This is a genomic window from Providencia sp. PROV200 (assembly GCF_049901995.1).
GTDB lineage: Bacteria > Pseudomonadota > Gammaproteobacteria > Enterobacterales > Enterobacteriaceae > Providencia > Providencia rettgeri_E.
Map to the genome: position 1 here is coordinate 3,610,787 of NZ_CP096307.1, position 17,018 is coordinate 3,627,804.

Annotated in this window: 15 protein-coding genes; 7 read left to right on the plus strand and 8 right to left on the minus strand. The window is 42.5% G+C overall.

All coding sequences use genetic code 11. From position 1 onward, the window contains the following. Positions 1 to 235: 235 nt before the first annotated feature. From ftsX to ftsY, 3 genes are read right to left on the minus strand one after another with little or no spacing between them, the layout of a single operon-like run. Positions 236 to 1,213: a permease-like cell division protein FtsX gene (gene ftsX / locus M1E86_RS16570; protein ID WP_125890480.1), complete on the minus strand. Its 978-nt coding sequence runs from the start codon at positions 1,211 to 1,213 to the stop codon at positions 236 to 238. Beyond that, the gene (gene ftsE / locus M1E86_RS16575; protein WP_004258545.1) at positions 1,206 to 1,871 is read right to left on the minus strand and encodes a cell division ATP-binding protein FtsE; all 666 of its coding nucleotides are present in this window, start codon (positions 1,869 to 1,871) and stop codon (positions 1,206 to 1,208) included. The genes ftsX and ftsE overlap by 8 nt, the downstream gene beginning before the upstream one ends. Before the next feature lie 6 nt (positions 1,872 to 1,877). Next, entirely contained in the window at positions 1,878 to 3,737 is a 1,860-nt protein-coding gene (gene ftsY / locus M1E86_RS16580; RefSeq protein WP_213914275.1) for a signal recognition particle-docking protein FtsY, read from the minus strand. 275 nt (positions 3,738 to 4,012) lie between these two features. On the opposite strand from ftsY, the gene rsmD reads away from it, so the two are divergent. Continuing rightward, complete coding sequence (rsmD, locus tag M1E86_RS16585) at positions 4,013 to 4,594, plus strand: 16S rRNA (guanine(966)-N(2))-methyltransferase (protein WP_213914274.1); 582 nt, start codon at positions 4,013 to 4,015, stop codon at positions 4,592 to 4,594. 11 nt (positions 4,595 to 4,605) lie between these two features. Beyond that, a complete protein-coding gene (locus M1E86_RS16590) occupies positions 4,606 to 4,902 on the plus strand; it encodes a DUF1145 family protein (RefSeq protein WP_213914273.1) in 297 nt (98 codons plus the stop codon). Between the two features lie 6 nt (positions 4,903 to 4,908). Here the strand turns inward: M1E86_RS16590 and M1E86_RS16595 are convergent, their stop codons facing one another. Beyond that, complete coding sequence (locus M1E86_RS16595) at positions 4,909 to 5,259, minus strand: DUF2500 domain-containing protein (RefSeq protein WP_125890484.1); 351 nt, start codon at positions 5,257 to 5,259, stop codon at positions 4,909 to 4,911. 152 nt (positions 5,260 to 5,411) lie between these two features. Between M1E86_RS16595 and M1E86_RS16600 the strand changes: the two genes are divergently transcribed. The 3 genes from M1E86_RS16600 to M1E86_RS16610 all read left to right on the plus strand — a co-directional run bounded on the left by M1E86_RS16600 (position 5,412) and on the right by M1E86_RS16610 (position 9,817). Further along, a complete protein-coding gene (locus M1E86_RS16600; RefSeq protein WP_213914272.1) occupies positions 5,412 to 6,041 on the plus strand; it encodes a lysoplasmalogenase in 630 nt (209 codons plus the stop codon). Between the two features lie 160 nt (positions 6,042 to 6,201). Next, the gene (locus M1E86_RS16605; protein WP_213914271.1) at positions 6,202 to 8,613 is read left to right on the plus strand and encodes a zinc/cadmium/mercury/lead-transporting ATPase; all 2,412 of its coding nucleotides are present in this window, start codon (positions 6,202 to 6,204) and stop codon (positions 8,611 to 8,613) included. A 229-nt stretch (positions 8,614 to 8,842) separates the two neighbouring features. Next, complete coding sequence (locus tag M1E86_RS16610; RefSeq protein ID WP_213914270.1) at positions 8,843 to 9,817, plus strand: Rpn family recombination-promoting nuclease/putative transposase; 975 nt, start codon at positions 8,843 to 8,845, stop codon at positions 9,815 to 9,817. Positions 9,818 to 9,869: 52 nt separating this feature from the next. On the opposite strand, the gene tusA is transcribed toward M1E86_RS16610, so the two are convergent. After that, the gene (tusA, locus tag M1E86_RS16615) at positions 9,870 to 10,118 is read right to left on the minus strand and encodes a sulfurtransferase TusA (protein WP_125890488.1); all 249 of its coding nucleotides are present in this window, start codon (positions 10,116 to 10,118) and stop codon (positions 9,870 to 9,872) included. Between the two features lie 168 nt (positions 10,119 to 10,286). Between tusA and M1E86_RS16620 the strand changes: the two genes are divergently transcribed. Continuing rightward, complete coding sequence (locus M1E86_RS16620) at positions 10,287 to 10,955, plus strand: 7-cyano-7-deazaguanine/7-aminomethyl-7-deazaguanine transporter (protein ID WP_125890489.1); 669 nt, start codon at positions 10,287 to 10,289, stop codon at positions 10,953 to 10,955. Positions 10,956 to 11,049: 94 nt separating this feature from the next. Here the strand turns inward: M1E86_RS16620 and glpC are convergent, their stop codons facing one another. Genes glpC through glpA form a run of 3 tightly spaced genes read right to left on the minus strand, consistent with a single transcriptional unit; the run spans position 11,050 to position 15,180 of the window. Continuing rightward, positions 11,050 to 12,243, minus strand: coding sequence for an anaerobic glycerol-3-phosphate dehydrogenase subunit GlpC (glpC, locus tag M1E86_RS16625; protein ID WP_004258601.1), 1,194 nt, complete (start codon positions 12,241 to 12,243; stop codon positions 11,050 to 11,052). Beyond that, positions 12,240 to 13,535: a glycerol-3-phosphate dehydrogenase subunit GlpB gene (gene glpB, locus M1E86_RS16630; RefSeq protein WP_213914269.1), complete on the minus strand. Its 1,296-nt coding sequence runs from the start codon at positions 13,533 to 13,535 to the stop codon at positions 12,240 to 12,242. The genes glpC and glpB overlap by 4 nt, the downstream gene beginning before the upstream one ends. Beyond that, positions 13,525 to 15,180 carry an anaerobic glycerol-3-phosphate dehydrogenase subunit A gene (glpA, locus tag M1E86_RS16635; protein WP_125890492.1) on the minus strand — a complete coding sequence of 552 codons (1,656 nt, stop codon included), beginning with the start codon at positions 15,178 to 15,180 and terminating at the stop codon, positions 13,525 to 13,527. The genes glpB and glpA overlap by 11 nt, the downstream gene beginning before the upstream one ends. Before the next feature lie 436 nt (positions 15,181 to 15,616). Between glpA and glpT the strand changes: the two genes are divergently transcribed. Further along, positions 15,617 to 16,966 carry a glycerol-3-phosphate transporter gene (gene glpT / locus M1E86_RS16640; protein WP_036958039.1) on the plus strand — a complete coding sequence of 450 codons (1,350 nt, stop codon included), beginning with the start codon at positions 15,617 to 15,619 and terminating at the stop codon, positions 16,964 to 16,966. Positions 16,967 to 17,018 lie beyond the last annotated feature (52 nt).

Here is a 17,018-nt window from a genome sequence, read left to right on the forward strand (position 1 = left end):
GGAAATAGATTAGTTTGTATTAATAACCACTTTGGTTAACGCATGAAGTAAACACTTTTAGTCTACCAGCTTAACCGCGTTAAATAAATTATATACAAATTTGTTAGCAGTAGGTCAATGTAAGACAAAACAATTCAGACTGAGTTCACTTTTAACACAAATAGTTAATAAATTCAAAAGATAACAAAACAATCAAATCATTACCTTTTGATAAAAATGACGGAAAAACAACTCATTACTCAGGTGTAAAGTGTCGTAAATGTTGAAGTGTTGCCAACCATGCCGCTACCCAGCCAACCATAGCGGATAACAATAAGACCAATAAAGACTCTTCCCATAACAGCCCTTCAATCAGAAATTGTGTACCGAATACACTGGCCACTTTTGCCACACCGTCAGCTAATTGCCAAACAAGTAAGAAGGTCATAATTAGGGAAATAATCGCCCCTGATGCACCTAATACAAGACCACCATTTAAAAATGGCCTCATGATAAACCCATCGGTAGCACCGATTAATTTCATCACATTAATCGTATCGCGGCGAGCAAAAATATTAAGCCGAACGCTATTACCTATTACAAGGAACAGGGACACAATCATTAAAATCCCAATAACAGAAGCGACTTTCCCAACCAAGCCCGTAAGTGCGGCTAACCGAGCAAACCAGCTATCATCCATGCGAACTTCTTCAATTCCATCGACTTGGCTGACTCTATCACGCAAAGTTGTTAATACATCAGAACCTTCAAAATCAATTTTAGGCGTAATGATTGCGACTGCTGGCAGTGGGTTTTCCTCTAGCATATCGAGTGCGGTACTGAAGCCGGACCAACTGCGAAACTCGCTCATGGCTTGGTCACGAGAAAGGTAATTCACATGATCAATGCCATCCAGAGCCTGCAATTGTGTTACCACATTTTGCCCACCTTGTTCATCAAGAGATTTATCTAAATAAACAGTAAGTTGTGGCGTTGGGTACCATTGCTCCGCGGCTTGCGACACATTTTTCCACACAATATAGCAAAGGCTTGGTAACGTAAGTGAAATCGCAATAACCATAATAGTTAAAAAGGTCGCTAAAGGCTGTCTAAGCATGTCAGCGAGTGCATTCAGCCATGAATAGCGCCACTGCTCTTTCCAGCCCCCTTTTAATGCTTTGCTTTTCGATTGCTTGGCGCGTACTGGCTTGCTTTTACGGACATTCTTAGCCATGTTGACCTCCAAGCATACGACCTTCACTTAGTGTAAGAACACGGTAGTTACGACGCTCAATCAGAGCAATATCATGGGTCGCCATTAAAACAGTCACCCCCACACGATTGAACTCTTCGAATAAACGCATTATCCCTTCAGACAATTCGCCATCAAGGTTACCTGTTGGTTCATCCGCTAATAACATCGTTGGCTTATTCACCACGGCTCGGGCAATACCGACACGCTGTTGCTCCCCTCCAGATAACTGAATTGGAAAGTTTTTAGCTTTGTCCAATAACCCGACTTTATCCAAGGCCGCAGAAACCCGCCTACGAATATCTTCCGTGCTAGCGCCAGAAATAATTAATGGCATCGCCACATTGTCATAGACGGTTCTATCAAATAACAAGTGATGATCCTGAAAAATCATCCCGATCTGCCGGCGCAGAAATGGGATCTCTCGATTTTTCAAGCGGCTGATATCATGACCATTGAATAAAATATGGCCCGCACTTGGGCGCTCAATACCACAAATCAGTTTAAGTAATGTACTTTTACCTGCGCCTGAGTGGCCTGTTAGAAATGCCATTTCTCCAGGTTGAAGATGGAAATCAACCCCTTGGAGTGCTTGGCGGCCACCGCGATAAGCTTTACTAACGTGTTCAAAGCGAATCATCGAAAATTATTCCTCTCGGGCAAATAGAGCCTCGATAAAGTCATCTGCTTTAAATGGACGTAAATCTTCAATACCCTCACCAATACCAATATAACGAATTGGAATACCAAATTGGTCGGCAATAGAGAAAATTACGCCACCTTTTGCTGTGCCATCGAGCTTAGTCAATGTGATACCCGTCAAACCGACTGCATCATCAAAAAGTTTGGCCTGACTTACCGCATTTTGTCCAGTACTTGCATCTAGCGTTAACATAATTTCATGGGGAGCATTTTCATCGAGTTTTTTCATCACTCGGACAATTTTTTTCAGCTCTTCCATCAGATGCGATTTATTTTGTAAGCGCCCAGCGGTGTCTGCAATTAAAACATCCACCCCTTTCGCCTGCGCTGATTGAATCGCATCAAAAATAACCGATGCAGGATCTGCGCCTGTATGTTGGGCTACCACAGGAATTTTATTGCGTTCACCCCATACTTGAAGTTGCTCAACAGCAGCTGCACGGAAAGTATCCCCCGCAGCTAACATGACGCTTTTTCCTTCTGATTGATATTGACGTGCTAATTTACCAATTGTTGTCGTTTTTCCGACCCCATTAACACCAACCATAAGAATAACATAGGGTTTTTTGTCTTCGATCACGAGTGGTTTATCCACTTTCGCTAAAATATCAGACATTTCCTCACGCAATTTGCCATATAACGCTTCTGCATCCTTGAGTTCTTTACGGCTCGCATGCGCCGTTAAGTTATCAATGATTTTTCGCGTGGTATCAACCCCGACATCCGCTATTAATAATTGTTCTTCGAGCTCTTCAAATAAGTCATCATCAATTTTTTTACCTGAAAACAGCCCAAAGAAACCCGAACCTAAATTCTGTCGAGTTTTTAATAGCCCTTTCTTTAGCCTAGCAAAGAAACCTTCTTTTTTAGGTTTTTCTTGCTCTGTTGGTGAATTATTTTTTTCTTCTTCTAAACGTAAGCGTTCAGCTTCTTCCTCTGCAATTCTCGCTTCTTCGGCGGCCTGTTCTTCGGCTAGACGCGCGGCTTCTGCCGCTTGACGTTCACGCTCCGCTTGCTCTTCGGCTAAACGTGCGGCTTCTGCCGCTTGACGCTCACGCTCCGCTTGCTCTTCGGCTAAACGCGCAGCTTCTGCCGCTTGGCGTTCACGTTCCGCTTGTTCTTCCGCTAAACGTGCGGCTTCTGCCGCTTGGCGCTCACGTTCTGCTTGTTCTTCTGCTAGACGCGCGGCTTCTGCCGCTTGGCGTTCACGTTCTGCTTGTTCTTCCGCTAGACGCGCGGCTTCTGCCGCTTGACGCTCACGTTCTGCTTGTTCTTCTGCCGCTTGGATTGCAGCTAACTCTGCTTGACGACGCTGTTCTTCGGCTTCTTCTGCAGCCTGGATCGCTGCTAACTCAACTTGACGCTGACGTTCCATTTCTGCTTCGGCAATACGTATTGCTTCAGTTTCTTGGCGTTCACGCTCTGCTTTTTCTTCCGCGAGTATTTTCTCTTGGGCTTCCTGATGCGCTTGTTCCGCTTGATCTTGAGCTGCTTGGAGCGCCGCTAATTTAGCTTTTCGCTCACGTTCTGCTTGCTCGGTTGCTGCATCAATCGCAGCTTGCTGCGCTTCATACTGACGCTCTGCTTCATCTTCAGCGGCTTTAATAGCAGCTTGCTCTGCTTGAGCTTGACGTTCCGCTTCGGCGGTTGCGGCATCAACCGCAGTTTCATGGGGTGATTTGTTTTCAACATCCTTGACTACATCATTATCATACTGTTGAGCTTCTTGTTGCTGAGTTTCTTCTTCATTTTTACGCCCAAACCCCAACCATGAGAAAAAACCTTTTTTCTTGTCTTTAGCCATTTGCCACTACACTCCTCGCGGTAAAAATATGGCACTCGATAATCAAATCGCAATAAAATTATATGCAGTCTACCATTTCATCGCTCAGCAACACATATCTGAAAGAAAAATCCTGCCAATTTAATCTGAATTTCCGTGTTAAAACGGTGAAAATGAAGTTCTATAATTGAAAAAGACCAATCAGAGATAACAACACTGCAACTTATCGCCTGACAGGTATACAATAGTAACAATCAAATTTAAGTACATAAACCCGTTAAGTAACAATAAACATTATGGCAAAAAAACCACAATCCCCCTCTTTAGGGCAAATTCGTATTATTGGTGGAAAATGGCGCGGAAGAAAGCTGCCAGTTCGTGATAGTGAGGGCTTACGTCCAACCACAGACAGAATTAAAGAAACGTTATTTAACTGGTTAATGCCAATTATTCGAGATGCGCGTTGCTTAGATTGCTTCGCAGGAAGTGGCTCACTGGGCTTTGAAGCTCTTTCTCGTTTTGCAGAAACGGTCACTTTTATTGAGCTTGATAAACAAAACACACAACTGTTAACTGAAAACAAAGCTCGCTTACAAGCTGATAACGCAACTATTATTCAGAACAATAGCCTCGCTGTTTTAAGCCAAGCTGGAACCCCTTTTGATGTGGTTTTCATTGACCCACCTTTTCGCAAGGGGCTGCTCAATGAAACCATTCAATTGTTAGAAAAAAACCAATGGTTAGCTGAAGAAAGCTGGATATACGTTGAGTCAGAAGCGGAGTCACCACTTACTGACATTCCGGCAAATTGGCAGCTTCATCGCGAAAAAATAGCGGGGCAAGTCGCATATCGCCTTTTTATTCGGACTTCACTTTAGGAACAAAAAACATGTTTATCAATATTGGGCGCCTACTCATGATTTGCGTTTGGGGCTTTATGGTCTTTAACCTTGTCCATCCATTCCCTAAACCATTGAAATACTTTATGGATATTGCAATGGTTTTTATGGTTTTCATGCACGCATTACAAACTATTTTCCTAAAAGCAACGCTACCAAAAGGCGAGAAAATATCGGGTTTAGCTCAACTGCGCATTTTCTTTTTTGGCGTATTCGAAATGCTAGCGATGCAGAAAAAAAATAAAACTGATTTAGAAGAAGCGAAGAAAAAACAATCAGGTGAATGAGTTATGCTAAGCTGGCTCAAAACGAATAAAGCGGGTACCTTGCATAATCAGCTTACCCTCATGGCCAAGCTCAACGCCTTGATACTGTTCTTCCGTTACAATGGTTTTAATAATTTCGCCGCTTGATAGCGTCTTAAAGTGAATCTCATAGCGAAAAGTTTCAGGAGAAACAACATCCCGCTCTCGAGAGCGCATATTTGGGTATGGATAGTCTTTTTTGCTATCAACTTTGACTAAGTAACTCACAGGCAAGGCGTTATCGTTGATTTCATTTTGCTTGCGTTGATCAAAAAAACGCTTAGTTGCTAGGACAGCAATGACTGCTAAAACAATGATCAATAATATAGGCTTATTCATAATGTATGCTTTTCACTTAAAAAGTCAGTCGCTATAGTTTATCTTATTTAACTAAGCTGGACACATTTCTATACTCTAAATAGCTTGAAATAAACGAGTATAAGTTGCCGGATCACTGTCGTGTCATTCATTGAACATATAAGGATGTGTATATGATTAGTTGGCCATTCCTCGCTGTACTCTTTTCCGGTTGGTTATATGTCGATGCCGCCTATCGAGGACCCGGGTGGCAACGGTGGTTATTTCGCCCGATCACACTGCTACTTTTATTACTTTGGGGCTGGAGTTCCGACGATCTTAACCTGCAGAATTACCTCATTCTTGCGGGGTTGCTAGTCTCGCTCGTCGCAGATCTGTCTCGTATGCTTTCAAGTGAGCACTTACTAGCTTCCGTTGCGTTGATGTTCTTGAGTTACTTGATTTATACCATTAGTTTCGGAATGCAACTCAATTTTGGGCTCTATCTACCTTGGTTGACCGCCCCTCTGATTGTCGCTGCCATTACTTTAGTGTTTATTTGGGGTAAACTTGAAAATCTTCAAGCCATTGTTTTTGCATCATTAATAATGTGTATGATTATGGCATGGGTTGCTGGCGACCAATATTTTGGTCTCGGTCGTGAATACAATTTTTCAATCATGATTGGTGCGTCACTCCTCTTTCTTTCTAACTGCGTATGGCTAATTGCTCGATTCCGTATCCCATTTAAAGCTTCAAAAGCCGTTGTTGCTGCGCTCTATTTCATCGGGCAATTCTTTATTGTCCGGGCCATTTATTTGTAACTCTTCGGTTAGTAAATACCATGCCAATTGATAAAAAGTGCTATTTGAGAATTTTATCAGTTGGCAGCTCCTCTTTTAGTTTGACTCTGGAGTAGACTCCAGAGTGTAGACTTATCTGCAATGAATAATGAAACGAATTATTGTTAGATAAGGGGCGCTTATGCACTCACACTCTCATAAAGAAAATCATGTACATACCAGTTCTTGCTGCTCAAGTAGCGCGACCTGTTCTTCTGTAATAACAGAAAATAGCAAAGAAGTGAGTAATGACTCACATACTCACGAACATGGCTATACAAAGCAACACTCAGATGACGATGAAGAATCTCACCAGCATCAAGGATGCCATTCACCCCATAAGCATGATACAGACGATACGCACCATAGCCATGCAGGCCATGGCCACCAACACGGTGATAGTTGTGGATTAAGCTCGAATATCATCAATGACGTTGAGCCAACCCAAGCCGCAGGGCAACGATTCAGTTGGGTTATTCGCGGTATGGATTGCCCTAGTTGTGCCAATAAAATTGAAACCGCAGTCGGCCAAATTAGTGAAGTTAAACAAGCTAAGGTGTTGTTCGCTACTGAAAAATTAGTGGTTGATGCCAATACGGATATTAGTGCAGCGGTTCGTTCCACGGTTGAAGCTGCTGGCTATGAATTGCTCGAAGTGACTGGTAACAGTGCGGCGGCTATTGCGCCACCACAAAGCTTACTCAGTGAAGCTAAGCCTGTCATTATATTAGCGATTTTGATGGCAATTAGCTGGGGTATTGAATCATTCAGCCCAAAAATTGGTAACATCGCCTTTATTTTGACAACCCTGTTTGGATTGTATCCGATCGCACGTAAATCACTCCGCTTAATGCGTACAGGTTCACCTTTTGCTATCGAAACTTTGATGACCGTTGCCGCTGTGGGCGCTATCTTCATTCAAGCAACAGAAGAAGCCGCGATGGTTATCTTACTGTTTATGTTAGGCGAAATGTTGGAGTCTTATTCTGCTGGTAGAGCCCGACGAGGAGTTAGTGCCTTAATGGCATTGGTTCCAGAAGATGCTGTTTTAATCAAAGATGGGCAAAAATCGACGATCCCTGTTGCGCAATTACGCCCAGGAGACATTATTGAGATTGCTCCGGGTGGGCGTTTACCGACCGATGCCGTATTACTCTCAGGTTTTGCTAGCTTTGATGAAAGTGCGCTAACAGGTGAATCCGTTCCTGTAGAACGCAATGCGGGCGAAAAAGTGGCAGCAGGCTGCTTATCTGTCGATAGATCTGTTCAAATGCAGGTGGTATCAGAGCAAGGCCAAAATGCCATCGACCGTATTTTACAGCTCATTGAAGAAGCTGAAGAACGTCGCGCACCAATAGAACGTTTTATTGATCGCTTTAGCCGTGTATACACACCAATCATCATGCTGATTTCCGCATTAGTGATTGTTATTCCACCCATTTTCTTTGATGCATCATGGGAAACATGGATTTACCGCGGTTTAACACTGTTACTAATCGGTTGCCCTTGTGCTCTAGTGATTTCGACACCTGCAGCCATCACCTCTGCACTCGCAACGGCGACACGACGCGGTGCATTAATTAAAGGCGGTGCAGCACTTGAGCAACTGGGTACAATCACAACAATTGCTTTAGATAAAACAGGCACACTAACGGAAGGTAAACCTCATGTCACTGACCTTGTTCCTGTAAAAGGCATGACAGAAAGTGAATTAGTTCAAATCACGGCGTCTGTTGAGGTTGGCTCTCACCACCCACTCGCTAAAGCAGTGGTGAATAAAGCAGAGTCGTTATCACTGAGCATTACTGAAGCTCAAGACCGTAAAGCGTTAGCAGGAAAAGGCGTCGAAGGCATACTGGGTAGTAAACGTATACTGGTGAGTGCACCAAACCGCCTTGATACTCCACTCAATAGTGAATGGAAAAATAAGGTCGATGTTCTAGAAGCAGAAGGGAAAACGGTTGTTGTCACACTCGAAGATGACAGTGTAATTGGTTTAACTGCGCTGCAAGATACACTACGTGGTGACGCGTCGGATGCGATGAGCATGCTTAAAGCGCTTAACGTTAATGCGGTAATGTTAACGGGTGATAACCCTCGTGCTGCGAGTGCTATTGCAGGGCAACTAGGCATGGAGTTCCGTGCTGGCTTATTACCTGAAGATAAAGTGACTGCAGTAATGGAACTTAATCGTAACCACAGCACCATGATGGTCGGTGATGGCATTAACGACGCTCCGGCAATGAAAGCCTCCAGTATCGGGGTAGCCATGGGAAGTGGTACGGACGTTGCGTTAGAAACCGCCGATGCCGCATTAACCCATAACCGTTTAACGGGGCTAGCTGAAATCATCGCGCTTTCTCGTGCAACGCGAAAAATCATTCGTGAAAATATCGCGATTGCCTTGGGGTTAAAAGCGGTCTTCCTCGTGACCAGTTTATTAGGCATTACCGGGCTTTGGGTTGCTGTACTTGCTGACTCAGGTGCAACAGCACTCGTCACAGCAAATGCAGTGCGTCTACTACGCGTTAAATTACCCCAAGTGAAAAAATAGCTTTAATTAACAGGGCTTCAATCAATCTAGTTTCAATCAACTGATTTAAACGCCACGCTAAGTGGCGTTTTTCATTTACAACCCTTCCAATAAACGTCTGTATTACAATATGTTAAATACAAATTCAATTAAATAATTAGGACTAACTTTTTCTCCACGAACCTCAATTTTCGCTAAAATACGTTTTATTAATAGACTATTTTGGTATAACGTTTAGTGGGTTCTGAGTATGGTAAAAAATCACAGTTCAACACCGCATGATGCTGCATTTAAAGGGTTTATGTCCAAAATTGATAATGCACGTGATTTTTTTGATATTCACTTACCCAACCATATTAAGCAATTATGTGATTTCAAAACATTAGCAATAACAAATTCATCTTTCATTGATAATCAGCTACGTACTCGTCTTTCGGATGTTCTCTACACTGTCGAGACACAGCAAGGTGAGGGGTATATTTATATGTTAGTTGAACATCAATCAACACCCGATAAACTAATGGGTTGGAGGATGATGCATTATGCGTTCCTTGCCATGAATCAGCACTTACAACAAGGTCATCGCGATTTACCACTGGTTGTCCCAGTTTTATTTTATCATGGGAAAATAACCCCCTACCCATATGCTCAGCCGTGGACACACTGTTTTCCGTGGCCTGAAATTGCGTCAAACTTATACAGTCAGCCATTTCCTCTCGTCGATATTACTGTTATTGATGATAATGAGCTCGTAAACCATCGCAAAGTTGCCGTTATGGAACTTGCTATGAAACATAGAGACCTAAGAGATAACATAGAAAAAATTACGCAATTACTAGCTGAAGCGATGAATCGAAACTATCATCATAGTGATGATATAATTACTATTTTCAATTACTTATTTATTACTATGGATTCACCACATTTTGAAACAGTGGTCAATCAACTTATACACCAACTAGAAAATAACCAAGAGGATATCATGAACATCGCACAACGATTAAAAAACCAAGGGTTACAAGAAGGCATTGATATCGGTGTAAATAGAGGCATTGATATCGGTGTAAATAGAGGCATTGATATCGGTGTAAATAGGGGCATTGATATCGGAGCAAACAATAAACAATATGAAATTGCTCTTAAAGGCTTACAACTTGGTACAAGTATTGAACTTATCTGTCAACTTACAGGGCTAAGCTATCAGGAAGTATTAAACCTACGTTAATCCCTACTTCTTGGCAAGAATTAACGTACAAAATGAAATTAGCTAATGACTACTAGCTCGACTTTTTACGCAACAAATAACGATACGGGGTATCATCAACCTCTACGGCTAATAAATCATGCTCCATAAAACGGCAAAAGCCCGGAATGTCGCGTGTGGTTGCTGGGTCATCCGCAATAATTAACAACGTTTCCCCATCTGCCATATTACGAACCGTTTTACGCACTAACATCACAGGCTCAGGGCAACGCAACCCAAGTGTGTCAAGGGTTTTAGTGGCATTATCAAAAGAATCAGACATTAAAAAACACTTCCAAAAGGGAACAATAAATTGATTATATAATAAAATAACATTCAATGAATGAACTGTTTTGCTTTTGTTGCGCAACAGGCGTATTATGCGCAGTTCCCAACTGTTGGGATGAATTTCATGGGTTCCCTCACCCCATTGTCACTAAAAAGGTACAATATGTTTAATTTTACTGCGCAGCAAAAAGCCACTGCGTTAATTTGGCTTTCGTTGTTTCATATTTTAATTATTACTTCTAGTAACTACCTAGTGCAATTGCCGATTAATATTTTCGGTTTCCATACCACTTGGGGCGCATTTACTTTTCCATTTATTTTCTTAGCAACTGACTTAACCGTCCGTATTTATGGCGCACCGCTTGCACGTAAGATTATCACTGCAGTTATGCTACCCGCACTATTAATATCCTATGTAATTTCAGCGCTATTTTTCCAAGGGGAATGGCAAGGCTTTACCGCATTATCTGAGTTTAACTTATTTGTCGCACGTATTGCCGCAGCAAGCTTTATGGCTTATGTGTTGGGTCAAATATTAGATGTCAGTGTTTTTAATCGATTACGTCAAAATGCACGTTGGTATGTGGCTCCTGCTTGTGCCATGTTCTTTGGTAATTTAATTGATACTATCGCATTCTTCTTTATCGCATTTTTCCGTAGTAGCGACCCATTTATGGCCGCAAACTGGGTAGAGATTGCATTAGTTGACTATGTCTTCAAGCTACTTATTTGTATGCTGTTTTTCTTACCAGCTTACGGTGTACTTTTGAATTTTATTTTGAAATATTTCTTTGCAAACTCAGATAAAAAACAGTTAGTCAATCAACACTAAAAACAAAAAAAGGAGATAGCTAAATGCTATCTCCAAATAAGTTTAACTGAGCTAAAACAAAAAATAACAACCCTACAATTTGATAAGTAATAGATCACAAAGCTTTTGCTAGAAGTGAAATCGGGTGCTCACACTTCTTACTCGTCGACATCTCAATCTGCCACTTACAAGTCTCGCAGTCTGTGATCACCATATCCGCGCCACTTTCTTCAATTTGGCGAAATAACCCTGCACCAATACCTTGAGAGACTTCATAGTTTTCTTTTTTGAAACCATAGGTTCCTGCGATACCACAACATTGTGAATCCAACACAATCAGTTCAACGCCGGGTACACGCTTAATTAACTCTAATGTGTAGGAAGTCCACCCCATTTTTTCCATATGGCATGGTGTGTGATAAGCCACTTTTAAAGGCGTATGTTTCAGTTTGAGTTCACGCCCTTCTTCAAGTAAACGATAAATATAACGCGTTGCGAGCTCGATGTTATCCCTCATTGCAGAAGTATCAACATCAAGTACATGCGTATATTCATCACGGATGGTAAACGTACAGGTTGATGAAGTTGCAACAACAGGTACATGTTTTTCAAGGATAGTTTCTTGCAATGACTCTAAATTAACATTGGCTTGGCGCTTAGCCTGTTTCATAAAGCCATTGGCTATTAATGCCACACCACAACATTTTTCACGTTTAAGTAGCTGAACACCAATATTCATGCCGTTAAAGACTTTAATTAAGTCTTTACCTAATTGAGGGTGGTTATAATTCACATAACAGCCATGGAAGAACGCAACTTGCTCTTCAAATTTAGCTTGTTCAGCGGCTTGTTTTGCATACCAACGGCGGAAAGTCCCAAACGAATATTTAGGTAATTCACGGCGGTGGTCTATTTTCAATGCTTTATCAAGGATTTGACGTACAGGTTTTAACCCTGTAATAGTATTGACAACTGGTGCAAATGGCGTCGATAACGACCCCATTAAATCCGTATGGCTGAGAATAGCATCACGAATTTTAGGTTTCTGTTGGCTGTAAGTATTACGCGCACGAGCAATAATATCGCCAATCTTCACATCTGATGGACAAGCGACTTCGCAACGCTTGCAGTTAGTACAATATTTCAACGCTTCGTCATACAGCATCGGATCTTTTAAGCGTAAACGCTCACCGTCTGGCCCTGCTTGCTTAGGGCCAGGATACAGAGGATTAACCTTTGCAACAGGGCAATAAGTGGTACACACCGTGCATTTAATACAGCTTTCAAAGCTTGCATCTTGAATACTCATTGTGCCACCTCCACCTGCTGGGCTTTACTCTTAATCCGTTCATTAATGATTTCATTAGCGGCATATAATGCGCTAATTATTGATACCCCCGCCCCACAACCTTGGGTGAGAGGGTCAAAACCGCCTAATACAGCGCCGGCGACATAAAGGTTTGAAATAGCGTTGCCCTCTTTTTGAGCGCGCAATTTTTCATCGGTTTTCACACCAAAAGCCATATACGGTTGGGAAGCAAAAAACTCTTTGTTAGTCCATTTTGCACGTTCTGAAATTTCACACAGGTCCAATTGCATCAATGGTTCATACACACGATCGAACTCTGCCACCAATCCATTATTGAAAAAACTCCCCGTTGCCAGAACAAAATGCTTAGCTTTTAAAGAGATATCACCATGATTACGAGTCTGGACAGATTCAATTCGGCCATCCACACAGTTTACCGCGGTGACTTTATCACCTGGCATCACTATGCCACCTTGACGCCGAAACTGACGCAATAACATTTCGTGTAAACGGATCCCCAATAAAGAAGGTGGAAGAGTCGGCAATAAAAATATAGGCTTACCTAAGCTCCTTTGTAACTCCTGTAAAGGTTCATCACTGTCGAGTCCGATACACGCTGGCATGAAAATCGCTTCTGCATCTGCGACCAACGGAGAGATTTCAGCCACCATTTGAGTCATGTTTTCTGGACGATCTAACCAACGAGCAACATTAATAGCTCTAAATTCGCTCGGGTTTTCTCTTAGTCTGTCTAATAAGGGTAAATGCACATAGTGAGCTGTTGCTTGTAGCCCTTCACGTTGTAGCTCATCAGCCACCATCTGGGGTTGAAAATCCAAGAAACCTTCGATACCAACCACCGCGATTTTGTTAGCATCCATTTTATGGTGTAAGCCGACAGTTGGAACCGATTTAGGACTAAGCCAAGTCATGCGTTTATGGCCTAGAGGGGTAATCCGATAGTGATTTTCCTCGCACGAACCTTTTAAATGAACACCTGCTTGCTGTAATATCGACTGAGCCACATGCGCTAACTCAGTAACCTGCGTTTTTCCAATTAAACTATAAGGGTGTGCTGGCGACTGTTCCTTTAACGCATCAAGCATTTCTAATGGTTTTTCAGCCACTTCCCCATTAGGCAAATGAGTTAATAAATCTAAGGAGCCTGATGAAAAATGCAATGCATTTTGCCCTGCGCTAACTATTGCACAAGATAGCCCAGCCTGGGTTAAGCGTACGCCGCTCATTAATCCAGCTAAACCGCCGCCCATGACTACTACATCATATTTCATTGTCCGCCTCCTTCTGTGCATCCTTACCAAGTGTCGCTTCATTCATGCCACATAACCCGTGATATACCCAGCTGGTAAATTCACTTTCACGCAATGCATCACCCCAAGCAATTGGACGTACACCTTTCCAACGTTCATTCAGGAAGTGACTTAATTGCTGCTCCGTTTCATGGGGCGTTGTGACATTAAAACGATTGAGTAAGCCAGCTGCGCGGCATGCACATAGCTCACCTTGGCAAGTTCCCATCCCCACACGAGTACGGCGCCTTAAATCAAGTAAATTATTGACTGTTAATGAATTAACGGCATAGCGCACTTCACCCGCAGTAACGGCTTCACACTCACAAACTAAACTTTTATCGAGCCTATCCGCACTGAGAATTGCAGAAGCCCTGTCGCCATGGCGGTAAACCGCTGAACCACGAATAGGGGCTGGAATGGAAACAACATTGCGTAAGGCTTCTTCTGCACTATGTTGCGAACCCGGTAGTTGCGCTTCTGCTGTTGTACATTTGGCACTGTGGCCTAATTTTTCACAAACTTTATCAGTAGCCCATTCCGCCATCAGGCGATATGTCATTAACTTACCACCAGTGATAGTGATAAACCCTTCTAAGCCATCGCGTTTAGCATGGTCTAACAACACAATACCGCGGCTGACATTACGCCCTGATGGATCATCATCACTGGCAACTAATGGCCGAACACCGGCATATGCACGTAGAATGCGCGTTGTCGCGAGTGCAGGAGACAGCATCGAACCTTCACGAATCAGAATATCCACCTCTTCAGGGGTGACATACATATTATCAATTTGGTCATATTCAATATGAGTCGACGTGGTGCCAATCAGGGAAATCGTATCGCCGGGAACTAAAATATCGGCATCAGCAGGCTTACGGCAGCGGTTTATCACCATGTTGTTCAAACGGTGACCTAAAATTAATAATGCCCCTTTCGCAGGGAACATTTTAATTTTTAGTTCGCCATATTCTGCAATTTTTTGTCCCCAGATCCCGCCTGCATTGACGACAATTTCTGCGTAAATATCATATTGTTTTTTAGCATGGTGATCATAAACCGTCACGCCACGTACCGTATCGCCATCACGAATCAAGCCAATAACTTCATGATAAGTTAATACTTTAGCGCCATGCTCTCTGGCATCTAACATATTTGCAGCAGTCAAACGGAATGGGTCAACCGTACCATCAGGAACACGAACCGCACCGATTAAATGTGGGTTAACGGAAGGTTCAAGGCGAATAGCCTCTTTAGGGTCAATCGCAGTCGCATCAATACCCGCCGCTTGGCAGGCCGTAATGAATTGCTGCTGATATTCTAAGCTGTCTTCAGGGAGAGTAATAAACAAACCGTCCGTTCGTTCAATACAATGATGTGCGATACGCTTTAAAATTTTGTTCTCTTCGATACATTCTCTGGCAGATTCACCATCGGTGACGGCATAACGCGCGCCACTATGCAATAATCCATGGTTACGACCTGTTGCGCCAGTCGCAATATCATGCCTTTCGAGTAAAACGGTTCTTAGACCTCGGCGAGCGCAGTCACGAGCGACTCCTGCACCTGTTGCGCCACCACCGATAATGATGACATCCGTTTCAGTCACAGATGAGCCATTCATGTCGCATTCCTCACATTAATAAACGTTTCTATAATAAATAAGTATAGGTTCTATTTTTATAATCTATTATTAAATATAGTCCAGAAACGCGATCAATGTTTGATAAGGAACAAAAACGAAAGCATTTAATGCGTATTCAGTGTTCAAAAGAACAAAATCGTGATGAGAATCACAAAATAATTAACATTTCCAGTTCCATTCTATTCACAAATGTCATTTACTATGCAACTTCATAAACAAAATCAATAATTGTGCGTTGGATTACAGATAAATTGTTTTTTAACGACTACAATTTAGAGCAATTAAGAAAACAAAGACTCTTAAATTACTCGATTACTTTCGTTTTTGTTACTTCACCAATAATAAACACTCAATATTTCTCTGAGATAGAGAAATGGAAGTGTAAATAAAAATTAGCATGCCATCGGAGGCGTATATGTTAAGCATTTTTAAACCAGCACCTCATATAGAGAGGCTGCCAGCGGATAAGATAGATCCTGTCTATCGTAAGCTTCGTTGGCAGATCTTCATGGGTATTTTCTTTGGTTACGCAGCGTATTATCTAGTCCGAAAGAACTTTGCGTTAGCGATGCCATATCTTGTTGAACAAGGTTTCTCTAAAGGTGACCTTGGTTTTGCATTATCAGGGATCTCAATTGCTTACGGATTTTCTAAATTTATCATGGGGTCGTTTTCCGACCGTGCAAATCCGCGCTATTTCTTACCCGCAGGTTTGATTCTCGCCTCCGCAGTGATGTTAATCATGGGCTTCGTACCATGGGCAACATCAAGCATCATGGTCATGTTCGTATTACTGTTCCTTTGTGGTTGGTTCCAAGGTATGGGTTGGCCTCCTTGTGGACGTACCATGGTTCACTGGTGGTCACAAAAAGAACGTGGCGGTATCGTTTCGGTTTGGAACTGTGCGCACAACGTCGGTGGTGGTATCCCGCCATTACTGTTCATGTTAGGTATGGCATGGTTTAACGACTGGAAAGCTGCGCTGTATATGCCTGCATTGGCTGCTATTCTTGTTGCAATCATTGCATTTGCGTTAATGCGCGACACCCCACAATCTTGTGGTCTTCCTCCAATTGAAGAGTACAAAAACGACTATCCAACTGACTATAAAGCATCAGATGAGCAAGAGTTAACTGCAAAAGAAATCTTCATGAAGTATGTTTTCCCTAACAAACTATTATGGATGATTGCGATTGCGAACGTGTTCGTTTACTTACTGCGTTATGGTGTTTTGGACTGGTCTCCAACTTACCTGCGTGAAGTTAAACACTTCGCAATGGACAAATCTTCATGGGCTTACTTCTTATATGAATACGCAGGTATCCCAGGTACGTTACTGTGTGGTTGGATGTCGGATAAAGTCTTCCGTGGTAACCGTGGAGCCACTGGTGTGTTCTTCATGGTTCTGGTAACCATTGCAACTATCGTGTTCTGGATGAACCCAGCTGGTAACCCAAATGTTGATATGGCATGTATGTTGATCATCGGTTTCCTAATCTATGGTCCTGTTATGTTGATTGGTTTGCACGCCCTTGAACTTGCACCGAAAAAAGCAGCAGGTACAGCCGCAGGATTCACAGGCTTGTTCGGCTACCTCGGTGGTTCTGTAGCAGCAAGTGCTATCGTTGGTTATACCGTAGACTACTTCGGTTGGGACGGTGGCTTCGCTGTCATGATCGGTGGTTCAGCATTAGCGGTTGTTCTACTGTTTATCGTCATGTTGAGCGAAAGCAAACATAAACGTGAATTAGCAAACTCACAATAAACATTCATCAAATGTTCATTGTTAATCGCTAGACTCGTGGGCTATATCAAAA